The sequence below is a fragment of the Paenibacillus sp. MAHUQ-45 genome (assembly GCF_058133325.1).
On record NZ_JBYUPV010000008.1, the window covers coordinates 281,627 to 299,370 of the forward strand.

17 protein-coding genes are annotated in these 17,744 nt (G+C 50.5%); 14 read left to right on the forward strand and 3 right to left on the reverse strand.

The window, feature by feature from the left end; translation table 11 throughout:
• Positions 1-797 precede the first annotated feature (797 nt).
• The 9 genes from def (at position 798) to spoVM (ending at position 10,036) form a co-directional block, all read left to right on the forward strand.
• Complete coding sequence (gene def / locus AC3Y23_RS18910; RefSeq protein WP_379201767.1) at positions 798-1,283, forward strand: peptide deformylase; 486 nt, start codon at positions 798-800, stop codon at positions 1,281-1,283.
• Positions 1,284-1,287: 4 nt separating this feature from the next.
• Positions 1,288-2,232, forward strand: a complete 945-nt coding sequence (fmt, locus tag AC3Y23_RS18915; RefSeq protein ID WP_379201769.1) for a methionyl-tRNA formyltransferase — start codon at positions 1,288-1,290, stop codon at positions 2,230-2,232.
• Positions 2,229-3,758 (forward strand): 16S rRNA (cytosine(967)-C(5))-methyltransferase RsmB, encoded by a 1,530-nt coding sequence (gene rsmB, locus AC3Y23_RS18920; RefSeq protein WP_379201771.1) that lies wholly within the window; start codon positions 2,229-2,231, stop codon positions 3,756-3,758. Before fmt ends, rsmB begins: the two co-directional genes overlap by 4 nt.
• A gap of 181 nt (positions 3,759-3,939) precedes the next feature.
• The gene (rlmN, locus tag AC3Y23_RS18925; RefSeq protein ID WP_379201773.1) at positions 3,940-4,980 is read left to right on the forward strand and encodes a dual-specificity RNA methyltransferase RlmN; all 1,041 of its coding nucleotides are present in this window, start codon (positions 3,940-3,942) and stop codon (positions 4,978-4,980) included.
• A gap of 6 nt (positions 4,981-4,986) precedes the next feature.
• Positions 4,987-5,763: a Stp1/IreP family PP2C-type Ser/Thr phosphatase gene (locus AC3Y23_RS18930; RefSeq protein WP_379201775.1), complete on the forward strand. Its 777-nt coding sequence runs from the start codon at positions 4,987-4,989 to the stop codon at positions 5,761-5,763.
• Entirely contained in the window at positions 5,760-8,039 is a 2,280-nt protein-coding gene (gene pknB / locus AC3Y23_RS18935; protein ID WP_379201777.1) for a Stk1 family PASTA domain-containing Ser/Thr kinase, read from the forward strand. The genes AC3Y23_RS18930 and pknB overlap by 4 nt, the downstream gene beginning before the upstream one ends.
• Positions 8,040-8,139: 100 nt before the next feature.
• A complete protein-coding gene (gene rsgA / locus AC3Y23_RS18940; protein ID WP_379201779.1) occupies positions 8,140-9,045 on the forward strand; it encodes a ribosome small subunit-dependent GTPase A in 906 nt (301 codons plus the stop codon).
• A gap of 2 nt (positions 9,046-9,047) precedes the next feature.
• Positions 9,048-9,713, forward strand: a complete 666-nt coding sequence (gene rpe, locus AC3Y23_RS18945; protein ID WP_379201782.1) for a ribulose-phosphate 3-epimerase — start codon at positions 9,048-9,050, stop codon at positions 9,711-9,713.
• Between the two features lie 242 nt (positions 9,714-9,955).
• Positions 9,956-10,036, forward strand: a complete 81-nt coding sequence (spoVM, locus tag AC3Y23_RS18950) for a stage V sporulation protein SpoVM (protein WP_006675261.1) — start codon at positions 9,956-9,958, stop codon at positions 10,034-10,036.
• A gap of 99 nt (positions 10,037-10,135) precedes the next feature.
• Here spoVM and rpmB read toward each other — a convergent pair whose 3' ends face one another.
• Positions 10,136-10,324, reverse strand: a complete 189-nt coding sequence (rpmB, locus tag AC3Y23_RS18955; protein WP_066370676.1) for a 50S ribosomal protein L28 — start codon at positions 10,322-10,324, stop codon at positions 10,136-10,138.
• 190 nt (positions 10,325-10,514) lie between these two features.
• Between rpmB and AC3Y23_RS18960 the strand changes: the two genes are divergently transcribed.
• The 4 genes from AC3Y23_RS18960 to AC3Y23_RS18975 all read left to right on the forward strand — a co-directional run bounded on the left by AC3Y23_RS18960 (position 10,515) and on the right by AC3Y23_RS18975 (position 15,659).
• The gene (locus AC3Y23_RS18960) at positions 10,515-12,290 is read left to right on the forward strand and encodes a DAK2 domain-containing protein (RefSeq protein ID WP_379201784.1); all 1,776 of its coding nucleotides are present in this window, start codon (positions 10,515-10,517) and stop codon (positions 12,288-12,290) included.
• 89 nt (positions 12,291-12,379) lie between these two features.
• On the forward strand, positions 12,380-13,240 hold the full coding sequence (locus tag AC3Y23_RS18965) for a DegV family protein (RefSeq protein WP_379201786.1): 861 nt from the start codon (positions 12,380-12,382) through the stop codon (positions 13,238-13,240).
• Between the two features lie 12 nt (positions 13,241-13,252).
• Positions 13,253-15,304 (forward strand): ATP-dependent DNA helicase RecG, encoded by a 2,052-nt coding sequence (gene recG, locus AC3Y23_RS18970; protein ID WP_379201788.1) that lies wholly within the window; start codon positions 13,253-13,255, stop codon positions 15,302-15,304.
• A 67-nt stretch (positions 15,305-15,371) separates the two neighbouring features.
• Complete coding sequence (locus AC3Y23_RS18975) at positions 15,372-15,659, forward strand: stage VI sporulation protein F (RefSeq protein ID WP_379201790.1); 288 nt, start codon at positions 15,372-15,374, stop codon at positions 15,657-15,659.
• Between the two features lie 129 nt (positions 15,660-15,788).
• Here AC3Y23_RS18975 and AC3Y23_RS18980 read toward each other — a convergent pair whose 3' ends face one another.
• Together AC3Y23_RS18980 and AC3Y23_RS18985 are read right to left on the reverse strand one after the other, a co-directional pair.
• Positions 15,789-16,661, reverse strand: coding sequence for a YitT family protein (locus AC3Y23_RS18980; RefSeq protein ID WP_379201792.1), 873 nt, complete (start codon positions 16,659-16,661; stop codon positions 15,789-15,791).
• 46 nt (positions 16,662-16,707) lie between these two features.
• On the reverse strand, positions 16,708-17,085 hold the full coding sequence (locus AC3Y23_RS18985; protein WP_379201794.1) for a hypothetical protein: 378 nt from the start codon (positions 17,083-17,085) through the stop codon (positions 16,708-16,710).
• 177 nt (positions 17,086-17,262) lie between these two features.
• Between AC3Y23_RS18985 and AC3Y23_RS18990 the strand changes: the two genes are divergently transcribed.
• A complete protein-coding gene (locus tag AC3Y23_RS18990) occupies positions 17,263-17,682 on the forward strand; it encodes a DUF2500 domain-containing protein (protein WP_379201796.1) in 420 nt (139 codons plus the stop codon).
• The last annotated feature ends 62 nt before the right edge of the window (positions 17,683-17,744 follow it).

Genomic DNA, 17,744 nt, shown 5'->3' on the forward strand with positions numbered 1-17,744 from the left:
GGTGTCACAGGTAACTCAGGTATCTCGGGTATCTCAGGTAACTCAGATGTCACAGGTAACTTAGGTGTCTCAGGTGTCTCAGGTATCTTAGGTCACTCAGGTCCTTAGGTATCCTAGGTTCTTAGACATCTTGTGTAACTGAGTATCTCGTTATCTTGTTTAGCACATCCGTAGCCGATCATTCTTAGGCCTAGAGAATAGAGTGGGTTTAACCTTGAAGAATTCGGGGAGCCAAAGCCACTGTGGTCCACACTTCACGGGAATAGTCACCTGAGCCAACGTTCGAGCTTAAGAAGGGTCTGGATAACAGGAAAATATACCGTTATTTCTCCTCTTTCTCCTTATTTGTTGCGAATAACGGGAATTTCTCCCGTTAAAAACTTTTTTATTACCGTAATTGTCTAGTTATGAGGTGATTAACGGGAATTTTTCCAGTTATTTTTAGAAAAGAAGAGAATGAGATCAAAATAACAGGAGTTATTCCCGTTATTCTTATTATTCCAACGCCCAATCGAGTGAAGTTGAGCTTTTCGGAGCATTCGTCATCTGAATGAGTGCAATCCTTGTGAGCCAAGGATTCATTTTGTCCCTTAGGCTACAAAATAGCCTTCCAGCAATAAAGTGGCTCGTAAGATCAAGAAGGCTCGTAGGATATAAAATGGCCCGTAGGCTACAAGAAGGCCATTAGTTAGACGTCGGCGTCATTTTCGAGATGACGTTGTGTTTTTAAATGCGTTATATATCTTTATAATATTAAAAATACAAACATGTATCAGAATAGGGATGGTGTTGTTGAGATGGCAATACGTTTGATTGTAAAAGAACCAGATGAAGTGTTGCACAAGATAGCAAAAGAAGTAAAGGCTGTAACTCCAAATGTACAAAAACTGCTGGATGATATGGCAGACACGATGTATGACGCAGAGGGCGTAGGTCTTGCTGCGCCGCAGGTCGGCATTCTGAAACGCCTAATTGTGGTGGATGCAGATGAAGAGCATGGTCTGATCAAAATGATCAATCCGGAAATTGTTTCGACCGAGGGTGAGCAGCTCGGACCGGAAGGATGCCTCAGTATCCCTGGTCTTAATGGTGATGTCCGCCGTGCGGAGACAGTTACTGTGCGCGGTCTTGACCGTGAAGGTAAAGAAATTACGATTACAGGTAGCGGCTTGCTTGCACGGGCCTTTCAACATGAGATTGACCATCTGAACGGCGTATTGTTCACGGACATTGCCGAGAAGGTATATGAATATACGGCTGAACGCAGCGAATCCGAGGAGTGATCTGATGAAGATAGTATTCATGGGAACCCCGGCTTTTGCCGTGCCCAGTCTACAAATGCTGGTGGAGGAGGGCTACGAGGTCGTAGCTGTTCTCACCCAACCGGACCGTCCGCAGGGCCGGAAAAAAACGCTGACTCCTTCGCCGGTCAAAGAAGCGGCACTGGCACTGGGTCTTCCAGTGCTTCAGCCGGAACGCTTGCGTCGTCCGGAAGCGGTGGCAGAACTGGCGACTTATGCGCCGGATTTGATTGTTACCGCGGCTTATGGGCAGATTCTGCCCAAGTCGGTTCTGGATCTACCACAAAACGGTTGTGTGAACGTTCACGGTTCACTTTTGCCGAAGTATCGTGGTGGTGCTCCGATCCAGCGCTCGATTATCAATGGTGAAAAAGTCACAGGTGTGACCCTGATGTACATGGCAGAAGGACTGGATACCGGTGATATGATCTCTCGTGTGGAGGTGCCGATCGAAGACGGAGATACCTCTGGTGATATGTTCGAGAAGCTGAGCCTGGCAGGACGTGATCTGCTAAAAGCTGAAATGCCTCGCCTTGCTGCCGGTCGTGTGGACGCGGTGGTGCAAGAGGAGAGCGAAGCTACCTATGCGCCGAACCTCAGCCGTGAGGATGAGCGTATAGACTGGAACGCGTCTTCGCGTGACATTTATAACCGCATCCGCGGACTCGTGCCGTTCTCCGGCGCATTTACCCTCTGGAACGGGGAGACGTTCAAGGTATGGGCAGCTAGCAATCCTGCGCTGGCTTCTACCGGGAACGGCGGTCAAGCCGCACCAGGTACGGTGCTGGCGGTGGAAGCACAAGGCGTCGAGGTGAAGACCGGCGACGGCAGCCTGCTATTGACGACGGTGCAGCCGGCAGGCAAAAAGGCCATGAGCGCCGCTGACTTCAGCCGCGGAGCAGTGATGAAGCCCGGCACGGTGCTAGGATGAGCGCCGGTAATAATGGCGCAGGCCGGCATGGCCAGCGCGGACATTCACCTCGCCAGGGCGGAAGCCGTCCGCCGGGCGCAGGAAAAGCAGCCACCGCAGGGAAAGCGGCTGCTGCAGTAAACGCCGCTGCTGGCAAGGCTAGCGGTGCAGGTAGCGGAAAAGGTGGCGGCGGTAAACCGGCGACGGCCCGTGAAGTCGCCCTGGATGTGCTGGTAAGAGTCGAGCAGCAGGGCGCTTACAGCAATCTGCTGCTCAATAGCAGCTTGCAGAAATCTTCACTGAGCCGGGAAGATACGGGACTGGCTACCGAGCTAGTCTACGGAACCATCTCCAGAATGAACACGCTGGATGAAGTGCTGGAAGGGTTCGTCAGCAAGGGAATCGCCAAGCTGCAGCCCTGGGTACGGAATCTGCTTCGTCTGAGCCTATATCAGATCATGTATCTTGATCGCGTTCCATCACATGCAGCCGTGAACGAAGCTGTGAATATCGCGAAGAAGCGTGGGCATCAGGGCATTTCCGGAATGGTCAACGGTGTCCTGCGCAGTGTGCTGCGCGCTGGTGACCTCCCGGTGCTGCCGGAGAACCTTGGTCCGGCGAAGCGTATTTCTATTCGACACTCGCATCCACTATGGTTGGTACAGCGCTGGATTGCAGAATATGGTGTGGAGACGGCAGAGGCGATGTGTGCCTCCAATAATGAGCCTCCTGCCATCAGCGTTCGTGTCAACACAACGATGATCAGCCGTGAACGTCTGCTGGAGAAGATGGCGGCAGAGGGGCTGGAGGTCTCGCCTTCGAAGGTCAGTCCTTACGGGATTGTCATCAAGGGTGGCGGCAATCCGGCACTAACCTCATGGTACCGGGACGGCTATCTGTCCGTTCAGGATGAAAGCTCCATGCTGGTGGCCGAGGTTGTGGCCCCGGAACCCGGTATGAAGGTGCTGGACTGCTGTGCCGCTCCAGGCGGTAAAACCTCGCATATGGGCGAGTTGATGAAAGACGAAGGGACAATTCAAGCCAATGATCTGCATCCGCATAAAGCTGCATTGATTGCGGATCAGGCCCAGCGGCTTGGACTGGAATGTGTTGTGACAGGAAGTGCCGACGCGCTTGACCTGGAGCAGAAGTTCGAGCCAGGCTCCTTCGACAGAATCCTGCTCGATGCCCCTTGCTCCGGCCTTGGCGTGATTCGCCGCAAGCCGGATTTGAAATGGCGCAAGCAGCCGGAGGATATCGAGAGCGTAGCTGCGCTTCAGCGGCAGCTACTGCAATCGGTCTCCCGACTGCTGAAACCGGGAGGCGTGCTGGTGTACAGCACCTGCACGACAGAGAAAGCCGAGAACGGGGAAGTCGTGGCCTCCTTCCTGGAGCAAAACCCTGATTTTGCGCCGTTAACCTTCTCCACGGAGGTCTGGAACCGCCTGGAGGGGACGGCGCTGGCCGCAGGGGAAGGCATCCAGCTACTGCCCCATCATTATGGCAGTGACGGGTTCTATATTGCCCGACTGCAGCGAATCTTGTAATATAGTAAAGGCGAAGGTAAAACCTTTACTACCCCGCCCACCGGGCTCGGTGTGGCGGGTTTTCTTTTAAAATATAAGAATGAATATGTTTTACGCTATAAATCATCCTTATATTTGTGTTAAACTAGAAAGAATGAGAAATAATAAGCATATCCTTATGAAAGAACAGGTGCTAATACGAATGAAACCTTTAATATATGATTTTTCTTTGGAAGAGTTGCAACAATGGGCGAAAGACAACGGAGAGCCGGCTTTTCGCGGTGGACAGATTTTTGATTGGCTGTATGTGAAGCGTGTGAATGATTTTGAATCCATGAGTAACTTGTCCAAGGCGTTGCGGACCAAGCTCAGTGAGCAGTTCTCGATTGACGTCTTAACTGAAATTACGAAGCTGGAATCGAAAGATGGTACTGTGAAGTTCCTGTTCGGTCTCCATGATGATCATGCGATCGAGACTGTTATTATGAAGCACAACTACGGTAACAGTGTCTGTGTGACTACACAAGTTGGCTGCCGAGTTGGCTGTACTTTCTGCGCCTCGACACTTGGCGGATTGAAGCGGGACTTGACGGCGGGTGAGATTGTAGCACAAGTGGTTCGCTCTCAGCAGATTCTTGACACCCGGGGCGAACGGGTAAGCAGTATTGTGATTATGGGCACAGGTGAACCTTTCGAGAATTATGACGCTACCATGAGATTCCTGCGCCTGATGATTCATGAGAAGGGTCTGAACATCGGCCAGCGTCACATCACGGTTTCTACAAGCGGTATTGTACCAAACATCTATAAGTTTGCCGATGAGGATACGCAGATCAACCTGGCGATTTCCATCCATGCACCGAACGATGCGCTCCGCTCCAAGCTGATGCCGGTTAACCGCCGCTTCCCCTTTGATGATGTGATCGAATCTCTACGTTACTACCAGGCCAAGACAGGACGTCGTATTAGTTTTGAATACGCCCTGATCGGTGGAGTGAATGACCAGCCTGAACATGCTGCAGAATTGGCGGGCGTGCTGAAGAACATGCTGTGCCATGTCAATTTGATCCCGATCAACCATGTGCCTGAGCGCAAGTATGTACGTACATCCCGTAAAGATATCTTTGAGTTTCAACGTGTATTGTCCGATCATGGTGTGAATGTTACTATCCGTCGTGAACAGGGCCATGATATTGCGGCCGCATGTGGACAATTGCGCGCCAAACATATGGATCTGAGGTGAGGATATTTGATCAGGACAGTTCATATCAGCGACATTGGCCGGGTTCGCTCTGTCAATGAGGATTCAGTCTGGATCGGCGTTACGCGTTACGGTTATACACTTGGCATCATTGCAGACGGAATGGGGGGGCATTTGGCGGGCGACACAGCAAGCAGACTTGCTTTGGATTCAATTAAGGATACCCTGAATAACCTGGGGCCTGATGTTTCCGGCGAAGAACTGAGTGCGGCGCTCTCTTCTGCCATTCTGAAAGCTAATGATACTGTTTTCAAAGAGGCATCCAGTGACGAGAAGTACCACAACATGGGGACTACAGTCGTTTCTGTCTTGCTGAATGGGTCAAGCGGTGTTATTGGCCATATTGGGGACAGCAGGGCCTATTTGATAAAAGACAGTAACGCAATCCAACTAACCGAGGATCACACGCTGGTCAATGAGCTGTTCAAGAACGGCCAGATCAGCCTGGAGGAGCTAGACAATCATCCGCGGAAGAATGTGCTGACCAGAGCGCTAGGTACGGATGCGGAGACCTCCGTCGATTTGGCCCCGATCAAGCTGGAGGTAGGGGAAGTGCTGCTGCTGTGCAGTGACGGTCTGAGTAATTTCGTCAGCAAGGAGCATTTGGCGAAGGTAGCGGGAATCGAAGAAATCTCGCTGGAAGAACGGGCGGATCGCCTGCTGCAGTTGGCCCTGCTTGCCGGTGGCGGCGATAATATAAGCGTCGCTATGTTAGAACATCAAGGAGAGGCCGCAGTGCCCGAAACAAAGGAGTGGGATAGATGATCGGTCACGAGTTGGGAGGCCGTTACCAAGTCATCGAACGAATCGGTGGAGGCGGCATGGCGCTTGTATACAGGGCCCATGATATTTTATTGAACCGTAACGTCGCCATCAAAGTGCTGCGCAGCCAGTTTGTGCATGATGAGGAATTTATCCGCCGATTCAGGCGGGAGGCGCAATCTGCCGCATCGCTGTCTCATCCGAATGTGGTCAGCATTTATGATGTCGGGCAGGAAGATGAAATTCATTATATTGTTATGGAGTATGTTGAAGGCAAGAACCTGAATGAGATTATTAAGGAGCGGGCTCCGCTGCAGGTGGACGAGGCCGTTCGTATTGCCTCCCAGATCTGCGATGCCCTTGACCACGCTCATCAGAATCAGATCATACACAGGGACATCAAACCTCATAATATTCTTATTGGACGTAACGGGCGTGTTAAGGTTACGGATTTTGGTATTGCGCGTGCGGTTACATCTACAACAATAACTCAGACGGGCTCTGTGGTAGGCTCGGTGCATTATTTCTCACCAGAACATGCCAAGGGAGTAGCCACAGGGGAAAAGTCGGATCTGTACTCTCTGGGTATTGTGCTCTATCAAATGTTGACAGGCAGTCTGCCGTTTCTGGGAGAAAGCCCGATCAGCGTAGCTCTGAAGCATCTTCAGGAGGAATTCGAGGAACCGAGGCTACTTAACCCGCTAATTCCGCAAAGTGTGGAGAACGTGATCCTGCGGTCTATGCGCAAGAATCCGGAGGAGCGATACCAGTCAGCCAAACAAATGCTGAAGGATCTGGAGAGCTGTCTGTTGCCTGAACGGCGGAGTGAGCCGAAGGCCGAGTTTCAGGATGACGACGATGAGGACAAGACGCGGATCATTCCTGCCATCAAGCCGATTCAGAGAACACAGGGGAATCGGGGTGGGCATGCAGAGAGAGTACGTCATTCCGACGAGCCGGAGGTTCCGGTAGCTAGCGGCAAGAAGAAGTTGGGCCGTCCGGCACTCTGGATCGGATTAACACTCCTGATTCTACTGGCAATGGCGAGTGTAGTGTGGTATGTGAATGCCAAGCTGGTTATCCCGGAGGTAACGGTACCAAACGTCATTAACCTGTCTCTGGATGATGCGAAGAAGAAACTGTCTGAGGTGGGAATCGAGGTCGAGGAACCGGTCACCGAGATTTATAGCCCTAACTACGGAGCAGGTATTGTCTACAAGCAGAGCAAGCCGGAGAATACGACGGTCAAGAAGAATACATCGATTCAGCTCACGGTCAGCACGGCCAAGCCGTTAACCAGAATGCCGGACTTATCGAACCAAACATTTGATGAGGCTGTTAAAGCGTTGATTAATCTGGGTGTGGCACAGAATCGCATATCTCAGGATACGCGTACAAGCTCTGATGTGGCGGCTGGCAGGGTGATTACCCAAGATCCGTTGCCTACAACTGATTTTGATCCGGAGACGGTTCAGGTCACACTGATTCTCAGTAAAGGTGAAGAAAGCGTCACGATGCCGGATCTTATCAACCTGACAGAGAAGGAAGCCAGAGCGAAGCTTGAGGCTGTGAAGCTTGTGCTGGAGGAAGTCAAGGAAGAGGGGAGCTTCTCTGTTGATAAAGGCAAGGTCGTTAAGCAGTGGCCTTATGATAAGGGAGTTCCGACACCTCCAGGTACGAAGATCACCATTACCTTGAGTTCAGGATACCCGCCGGAAGCCTTGAATTACACGTATAATCTTCCGGTTGCGCCGACCCAGGAAGGGAAGAAGACCAAGATCCGTATTGAATATGCGGATGCCCGCAACAATGGTGAGAAGCAGGAGTGGGGTACCCGGACGATTACCAAGAATCAAGTGCTCTCCATCAACATGTTACTCGCTCCGAACAAAGATGGTGTAGTCTTGATTTATCGCGACGGTGAGCTTTATGATACGTATCCAGTGTCCTATGTAGATGCTAAGAATGGAACTGTTCCTGTTCCGACGCTGCCGGAGCCGACGAGAACACCAGATCCGACCCAAGCGCCTACGGAAGCACCGCCATCCGAGCAGCCGACTAGCGATCCAGCTATGGCTCCTGATCCGGGAGGTAACAGTACCGGCACCGGCACCGGAAACAACGGTGGTGATAACGGTGCGAATGGAACCGGGAATGTCGATCAGACGGGCTTCGTGCCCGGCATTGGTCAGCAGGAAGACGGTGCAAAGCATGTTGCCAGCAACAACGGCAAGAACAAAGATAAGTCTTTGAAACATAAAGATAATAAAAGCCACTAATAGCTGACCGAGGGGTCAGTGTCCAGTGGCAGAGCGAGATGACCCGGGGATAACAACTTGGGTCATCTTCGTAAATTCAGGAGAGGAAGGCTCACTATGTATGCCTGAAGGTATAATTGTTAAGGCTTTAAGTGGTTATTATTATGTAAAACCACATTGTGATGGACTCATCGTGTCTGAAGAGGCAGCGGTGCAATGTAGGGCCAGAGGTATTTTTAAGAAAAAAGGAGTATCTCCTCTGGTAGGCGATCGTGTAATTTATAGCTTGACGGAGAATGGCGAGGGCATGGTGGATCAGATTCTTCCTCGGGATTCAGAGCTGATCCGGCCGCCTGTGGCCAATGTCAAGCTAGCCGTGCTATTATTCTCCCTGCGTGAGCCGGATATGAACCTGAATCTGCTCGACAAGTTCCTGGTGCACATAGAGCATTCTGGATTAGATACATTGATTGTACTGACTAAGCAGGATCTGGCGGTAGGCGACGATGAAGCGACAGCCACGGTGAAGGCCTTGTATGAAAAAATCGGCTATGAAGTACTGGTGACGAGTTCGCTTACAGGTACAGGCAGCGAGGACGTTCACAGACGGCTCGCAGGTGGGATCAGCGTATTCGCTGGACAATCAGGTGTGGGTAAGTCTACACTGCTCAACCGGATCGTTCCTGGTCTCCTTCTGGAGACCGGAGAGATCAGCCTGCGGCTGGGCCGTGGCCGTCACACCACTCGTCATGTCGAGCTGATGGACATTGGGGACGGAGGCTTTGTGGCGGATACTCCTGGCTTCAGTCAACTCGATTTCCTTGAGCTTGGTGTAGAGGAGTTGTCCACCTGCTTCCGAGAGTTTGCTCCATATGCGGAAGCCTGCAAGTTCCGCGGCTGCAGTCATTTGCATGAACCGGGCTGCAAGGTTGTTGAAGCTGTGGATCAAGGGGAGATTGCCCCGAGTCGCTATGAGCATTACAAGCTGTTCTTTAACGAAATGAAAGATAAAAAGCGGAGGTACTGATCATGATTATTTTAGCCCCATCGTTGTTATCCGCGGATTTTGCCGCACTTGGAACAGAAGTGAAGGAAGTGCAGGCCAGCGGTGCTGACTGGCTTCACGTAGACGTGATGGACGGACGTTTTGTACCGAATATCACCTTGGGACCGCCAATTGTCGCTGCCGTCTCCAAGCATACTTCATTGCCGCTTGATGTCCATCTTATGATTGAGAATCCTGAACGTTATATCGGGGATTTTGCCAAAGCCGGAGCTGCTGTCATCACAGTGCATGCTGAGGCTTGTGTGCATCTTCACCGTGTGATTCACCAGATCAAGGAGCTAGGTCTTAAAGCGGGCGTAGCCATTAACCCGGGTACACCGGCAGCCGCCGTGCGTGAAGTGTTAGAGGATGTGGATCTGGTACTTGTGATGACTGTGAATCCAGGTTTTGGCGGACAGGCTTTTATACCGAGCACAGTGCGTAAAATCCGTCAAATTCGTGAGTGGGCTAATGAAGTCAATCCAGACCTGCTGATTGAAGTGGATGGAGGCATTGCCGAAGCGACAGCCCCACTGGTTGTTGAAGCTGGTGCTAATGTGCTGGTCGCAGGTAATGCGGTCTTCGGTCGAAGCGACCGTGCTGCCGCTATTGAGTCGATCCGAAGCGCTGCAACACAGGCCAAGCTATAAAATACACTGCTTAGACTGCTGGTATAGGCCAAGTCTGCAGCGCATAAATATGGTTACATGAGCAGAAATCTCATGTAGCCTTTTTTTTCGTCGTCTGCGGGGGGACCTGAAGCAAGTCGAAGGAGGGTCCCGGGCTAGCGGAGATATTCTGGCGATTGGGAGAGGTCTGCAAGATGTAACCGTCAGCGAAAGAGAACATAAAGTCTCCTACCGTACGGCATGAATTGATGGGAGGGTAAACCATGAAATTTTACACGTTCAAGCTGCCAAAGTTTTTAGGAGGTTTCGTTAAGGCGATTTTGAATACTTTTCAGAAGAGTTGAGGCCGTAAAAGAAAAAAAGACATGAAAAAAAGCACCTTACATATGTAAAGGGTGCTTTTTGCTTGATATGAGATATCGCTCGTTCTAAATTGCTAAAGACTAGACGCGCTCAACTTTACCGGACTTCAAAGCACGGGTGCTGACATAGACGCGTTTCGGCTTGCCGTTCACGAGGATACGGACCTTTTGAACGTTAACTCCCCAAGTGCGACGGTTGTGGTTGTTCGCGTGAGACACGTGGTTACCACTTCCCGGCTTCTTGCCTGTTACGATACATTTACGGGACACAGATTACACCTCCTTGTTACTTACACCTGCATAAAACAATACTTTAATATAATATCACAGGAAAAAATGCTTCGTCAACCGCTCAAAAACATTTATTTCTTTAGTCTCTTATAGTACAATATAAATTAGTGTATTATGTCCAGTTAATCCTAGTGTTGATTAGGCATGAAGTTAGGAAGGGGAATTCTCATTGAGTAAGCGTTCTATCAACGGAACAGATTTTACCGCAATGGTACTCACCGGAGCGGAGAAGCTGCAGCAGCATGCAGAGCACGTCAATTCGTTGAATGTTTTTCCGGTCCCGGATGGAGATACGGGAACAAACATGAATTTGACGATGACCGCAGGCGCGAATGAATTGAAAAGGAATAATACGGCCTCTCTTGGCCAATGTGCAGGAGTACTCTCGAAGGGCTTGTTAATGGGGGCCAGAGGGAACTCAGGCGTTATTCTCTCCCAGTTGTTCAGGGGGTTCAGTCGCTATGCGGCGCAGCATGATGAGCTGAACACACAGCAGTTTGCAGCAGCGCTGCAGACCGGAGTGGATACAGCATACAAGGCAGTTGTAAAACCTGTAGAGGGAACAATACTTACGGTTGCCAAGGAAGCGGCGCGGCATGCGGTTTACTTTGCACGTCGCACTAATGATGTGACAGAGCTGATGACAGAGGTACTGTCCAAGGCCAAGGAAGCGCTGGCGAATACGCCTGAACTCTTGCCTGTGCTCAAGCAAGTAGGAGTAGTCGACTCCGGCGGACAGGGTCTTGTCTATATCTACGAAGGTTTTCATCAGCACCTAACCAGTGGAATCACAGGTATAGCTGCCCAAGAACAGGCTGCGATTCCTGCACCAATTGCTGTGACAGCAGGTCTGAATAAACCAGAGCCTAATTTGGCCTCGGTACAGACATCCGCACAATCTCAGCTTTCCACGGAAGATATTGAATTCTTATATGATATGGAATTTTTTATAAACCGTCAGTTGGGCGGTTCCGCGCGAGCGATTTTCGATGAGGATGCATTTAGGAAAGCGCTATCAGTAAATGGAGATTCCATCATCGTTATTTCGGATGACGAGACGATCAAGGTACACGTTCATTCCAAAGCTCCTGGCGAGGTGTTGAACCTTGCGCTACTCTATGGGGAGATCACCCAGATTCACATTCTTAACATGCGTGAGCAGCACCGGGATTTGCTGACAGCGGGTATGGACATTGCCCCGATGCCAGATGTGTTCGCCGATATTCCGAAGGAAGAGGTCAGCGCACAGGCTCCGGCCGTGCCACCAGCTGATGATCTGGCTCCATATGGATTCATCGCCGTCTCTTCAGGTGCGGGAATTGCTGATATTTTCAAAAGCCTTGGCGTCGATGTTGTGCTGGAAGGCGGACAGACGATGAATCCAAGCACCGAGGATTTCGTAAATGCTATTTCTTCGATTTCTGCAAAGCATGTATATATATTGCCTAACAACTCCAACATTGTGCTGGCCGCGCAACAGGCCAAAGAACTGTTGGAAGATGAACGAGAGGTTACTGTGATCCCGAGCAAGAGTATTCCACAGGGGATTTCTGCAGCGTTCGCATTCCAGGAGGATGACGCGGTGGATAGCAACACAAGCAATATGCTTGAAGCTATTGCACAAGTGAAGTCCGGTCAGGTTACACATGCGGTTCGAGATACGCTCTATGAGGAGCTGGAGATCAAGTCCGGTCAGTTTATAGGGATATCCAATTCCAAAATTGTGGCCGCAGCGGATGATTTGCTGGCAGCGAGTCAAGCGCTCCTGACTAATATGCTGGAGAACGGTGACGAGATCATAACGATCTTGAGCGGAGAAGATGCGCAGGAGGAAGTCACAGAAGCGCTTAGCGAATGGATCAGCTCTGTGTACCCTAATGCAGAAGTAGAAATGCATGAAGGTGGACAGCCGCTATACTATTACCTGTTCTCCGTGGAGCCTTAGGGTTAAAAGGTTCTGATGGTTAGAGCGAAGTAAGGTGTTCTGATTTATTGCTTTGTGGGCTGACCAACTATAGTTTGGGGAGGAAATTCATGAACCGTACCATAATCGTCACTGATAGCACATCCGATATTCCACCGGCTATGGCCGAGAAATATGGCATTGAGGTTGTGCCATTGACATTAATGTTCGGTGATCAATCTTACCGGGACAATGTGGATATGACACCAGAGCAGTTTTATGAGCGTCTTCCTAGCTCACAGAAGCTGCCGACTACTTCGCAGCCGTCGCCGGTTGAATATATGGATGTTTACCGCACTATTTTGGACCAATACCCGGATAGCCCTATTCTGTCATTTCATATTTCCTCTGGTCTCAGCGGTACCTTTCAATCGGCTATGCTAGCTAAATCCATGCTGGAGGAGGAGGGGGAGCGGATCACAGTTGTGGATTCCCTGTCTGCCTCCTATGGATTCGGAGTAATGGTGGTACATGCTGCCAGACTGGCGGCAGAGGGAAAAGGGCCGCAGGAAATTCTTGAGGCGGTAGAAACACTGCGCCAGTCCCGCAAGCTGTATTTCCTTGTCGATACGCTGGAGTATCTGCAAAAAGGAGGCAGAATCGGCAAAGCATCGGCCATTTTGGGCACGTTACTCAACATTAAGCCGATTCTGTCCATTGATGCTGAAGGCATTATCTACGCAGTGGAGAAAGTAAGGGGCCGCAAGAAGGCCGTTGCCCGCATGATCGAGTTGTTCAAGAACGATCTGCCGGGCGTGGACAAAATCAATGTGGCCGTGGGACATACGGCAGAACCGGCTTCTGGTGAAGAGTTCCTGAGTGAACTCGACAGGCACTTTACGCTTGAAGAGAAAGTGCTGACCAACATTGGCCCTGTGGTAGGCAGTCATGTTGGGAACGGAACGCTGGCTGTATTTATTTGGCCCGCATAATGAGGGATGAACATGACACTTTCTTTGAATGAAATTGAAGTGAAAAAAGTAACTGGCGTGAGTGCTCAAAAGCAAGGCGAGCTTCACGCCTTTGGCATCTTTACAGTGAAGGATCTATTGGAGTACTATCCATTCCGTTATGAGGACTACCGTCCACGCTCGCTTAGCGAGGTCAAGCATGGGGACAAGGTCACAGTGGAAGCCAAGGTGATGGGTATTCCGGTGCTTCAGCGCTTTGGTGGGAAGTCCAGACTTAGCTGTAAAATGGTCGCTGAACCGTTTATGTTCACAGCAACCTGGTTTAACCAGCATTATATCCGCGAACAGCTCACCGCAGGCCGCGGTATCGTGATCTCTGGCAAATGGGATCAGAAGCGCAGCCAAATTACCGTGACAGATTATGAATTTCCGGACCGCGGAGAAGGCAAAACGGGAACCTTGCAGCCAGTCTATTCTGTCGGGGGCAAAATTACACAATCCTGGATACGGAAGTCGATTAGTCAGGGGCTGCAGCAATTCGGGGAGCTGATCCCTGAAATTTTGCCGCGGGTGATCTTACAAAAATATGACTTTATGCCACGTAAGCGGGCTATTGCGACCATTCATCAGCCGGAAGATAGCCGGGAAGGGCAGCAAGGACGCCGCCGGATGGTCTATGAGGAGCTTTTCCTGTTCCAGTTGAAGGTACAAGCCTTCCGTGTGTTGAACCGCGGTAGAATGGACGGGGTAGTGCATACGGTGGACAACGCAACGGTTCGGCAATTTGTCCGCAGCCTGCCGTTTGAGCTGACGGACGCCCAGAAGCATGTGGAGCTGGAGATTTTGCATGATATGCGGTCTCCTTATTGTATGAACCGACTTCTGCAAGGAGATGTAGGTTCCGGTAAAACAGTACTTGCAGCTATTGCGCTCTACGCTACGGTAAAATCCGGTTTTCAGGGTGCGCTAATGGTGCCTACCGAGATTCTCGCGGAGCAGCATATGCGATCGCTTACGAGAATGTTCGAGCCATTCGGCCTTACTGTAGCACTGCTGACAGGAAGTGTGAACGGACGCAAGCGCAAAGACCTGTTGGCTTCCTTGCAAATGGGCATGATTGATGTGGTGGTTGGAACCCATGCCCTGATCCAGGAGGATGTTTTCTTCAAAAACCTCGGAATGGTAGTCACGGATGAGCAGCACCGCTTCGGGGTCAACCAGCGCAGCGTCCTGCGCCGCAAGGGTTATAACCCGGATGTGCTTACTATGACGGCTACTCCCATACCGCGTACACTGGCCATCACCGTTTTTGGCGATATGGATGTGTCCACGTTATCTGAGCGGCCGAAGGGGCGTGTACCGATTACGACTTACTGGGTCAAGCATGATCTGATGGACCGGGTCCTGAATTTGATTCGCCGTGAAATCGATCAAGGCCGGCAAGCCTATCTGATCTGTCCGTTGATTGAGGAGTCAGAGAAGCTGGATGTGCAGAATGCGATAGATCTTCATATCCAGATGTCCCAAGCTTTCCCAAACTATAAGGTCGGATTGCTGCATGGGCGGATGACACCCGGGGAAAAGGACGAGGTGATGCGCGCGTTCTACAGCAATGAACTGCAGTTGCTCGTCTCTACCACCGTCGTGGAGGTCGGCGTCGATGTGCCGAATGCAACCCTGATGGTTATTATGGATGCGGACCGCTTCGGTCTCTCCCAGCTGCACCAGCTGCGGGGCCGCGTGGGCCGGGGCCAGCATGCTTCGTACTGTGTGTTGGTCGCTGATCCCAAGTCGGAGATTGGACGTGAGCGGATGACGGCTATGACGGATACGGATGACGGCTTTGAGGTATCGCGTCGCGATCTGGAGCTGCGCGGTCCGGGGGATTTCTTCGGCACCAAGCAAAGTGGACTGCCGGAATTCCGCTTGGCGGATATGACGGCTGATTTTGAAGTGCTGGAGCAGGCTCGTGATGATGCCGCCGGCTTGCTGCGGGATGCTTCCTTCTGGACTTCTCCTGACTATGCGCCGCTGCGGAATTATTTGCAGAATGAGCAAATTTTCCAGGGTGAATTAATTGACTAAATAGGCACATGGGACAAAGGCTCCCTCATATACTTTGAAAGACTGGATATGACGGGAGGTGCTGCACTTGGGTTACCAGCAATATGGAATCAGTCCCCAACTCGTTGATCGCATCAAGGTCAAGATGAAGAATAAGGCGGTCAAGGAACGCATCAAAACTATGATTACCGGTGTTTCAAAGAAAGAGCTACAGGAAACGGCCACGGTCCGCAAGTTGGTTCGGAGTTCATCCGCTGTGCTTAATGAGAAACTGACGTCTGCGCAGGAAGAGCAGATTGTAAAATTTGTGATTGCGCAGAAAATAGACCCGAACAATACGTTTCACCTGATTCGGCTTTGGGGGATGTTCCGTTAAAGCATCTTGAGTCTGGTTAGATCTTCTTCACAGCAAAAAAAAGCGCTCCCTGTCTGGCTGACGGGGAACGCTTTTTTGATTTGCAAGATTCAAAATGCTTGTAGCCTTCGAACCCAGAATTCTTTCTTGTTATTTGAAAATAATTCTGCGCCTGCGGGCGCTCTCGGCGGATTTGAAAACAATCCGTGAATCCGGATCAGCCTTTTGAATTAGTTCGGTTAACACTTGTTCCTCATTTCTTTCCGTGTGGCAGAACAAGGTGCCTGGCTGGTTGTCATCCCCGACATCGCCAATCAGCGCGGCCTCCCGGTTAAGCTCCTCCTTAAGGACCCGCTGAATGTCTTCACAGCGGTTGCTGGTAATCCAGGCGGACCGGGATGGCGAGAGCCCGCGAAGAGAGAGGCGCACGCCTTCAAAGGCCAGCAGGTAGGCGATGATGGAATACATGGCTTGATCCCAACCAAAGAGGGCCCCTGCTGCAAACAGGATGGCGCAATTCAGCAGCATGATTACGATCTCAGAAGATCGGGGCGGCCCGCCGCTCAGCAGTGAGTAACCCTGATCGCTGGCGCTGGTCACCTGATTCATTCCGCCAAATCGAACGGAGATGCCGACCCCGAGGCCAAGACAGATGCCTCCAGCGATGGCGGCAGGCAGTGGGTCGCCGATGATGGCCGGAAACTGGTGCAACGCCAGAGAACCTATCGTAAGGGCGGCCAACCCCACTACTGTATAGAGGGCAAACCGTAAATTGATTTGTTTGCGAGACATAAAGATAAAGGGCAGGTTAAACAGAAACAGAAACAGTCCAAGCCGCATTTCTGTAGTATGGGCAAACAGGGCAGACAGCCCAGTGATCCCACCAACGACCAGGCCGTGGGGCATCAGAAACAATTCAAGGCCAACTGCGGCCAGAAGCGCGCCTGCAATGACAGCGAGAATGCGGAAGCCTTTGCTTTGGCTGCCAGGGCGTCTCCGAATACCGGCGAAATCGGTCTTCATAAACATTCCTCCCTTCAGCAGGGAACATTTTATATAGAATAGTTCATCATGTAAGTTCAGTTTCCAGTTCCACAAAATTTGAAGTGAATTTTAGCGGATTGAGCCACTGTCGCAGCAACCATTTATAGATCAGCGGACAGAAAAGTAAGCAGAGCACAGGCAGTATAACATTTTCCCGCGCCGGGACGGTGTTCCCTGATAGCCTTGCTTTTAACACAGGAGTATTCATGTCGTTATAGGTCTTCAGACGAGCAGGAGGCATGCTTTTGCGTTCATAACGTTTGGATTCATAATTTTCTGCTTCCTGTCCTTCGTTATTGAATGCTTCAGAAGACCAGACAGGCGGAAGTGACAGTGAAAGCACCACACTAAGCGTAATATTCAACAGCCAAACCAATACAAAACGGCTTGCAGAGCGTACCAAGGGAACACCTCCTTTCTGCAGTTATTACTAAAAGCATAACATACGTTCTGGAGTTGAACCAAATCGGATTGCAAAAAAAAACAGGTCTTTCGAACGATGGGAAAACGAAACCGGGCTGTAAAAAACGCGTAAGCTGTAGTAATGACCGCTTTAATAATAATTTTTTGCGCAGGAGGGATGAATTTGAACGGATGGGACGGTTTTAATGATTTTAATAAGCGAAGTTTCTTTGATGGATTTCTTGGAGATGCCCCTCCATTCTTCAAGATTTTTCTGCTGGTCTTTTTACTTGTTTTTATTTTTATAATATTCAAAACGATACAGAATTGGTTAGCATACAAAACCAGCCCAGTAACCACAGGATATTATCAAGCCGTTGCCAAACGCAGCGAAGTCTGGGGAGGATCTGGGCAGCATAGCGCAAAGACTAGTTACTATGTGACCTTTGAGGATGAGGGAGGCAACCGTGTAGAACTGCAGGTTCCAAATTCGGCTTACGGATATATTATTGAAGGCGATACTGGAGAGTTAATCTATCAGGGTACAAGATTAAAGGATTTCCAGCGGCAAGGAAGCAGATCAGGTTCACGGATATAGCTTTTCATCTAAAGATATAGCATTTCATCCGATTAATGTGGAAAAGGGAAGGCCTGGGTTCA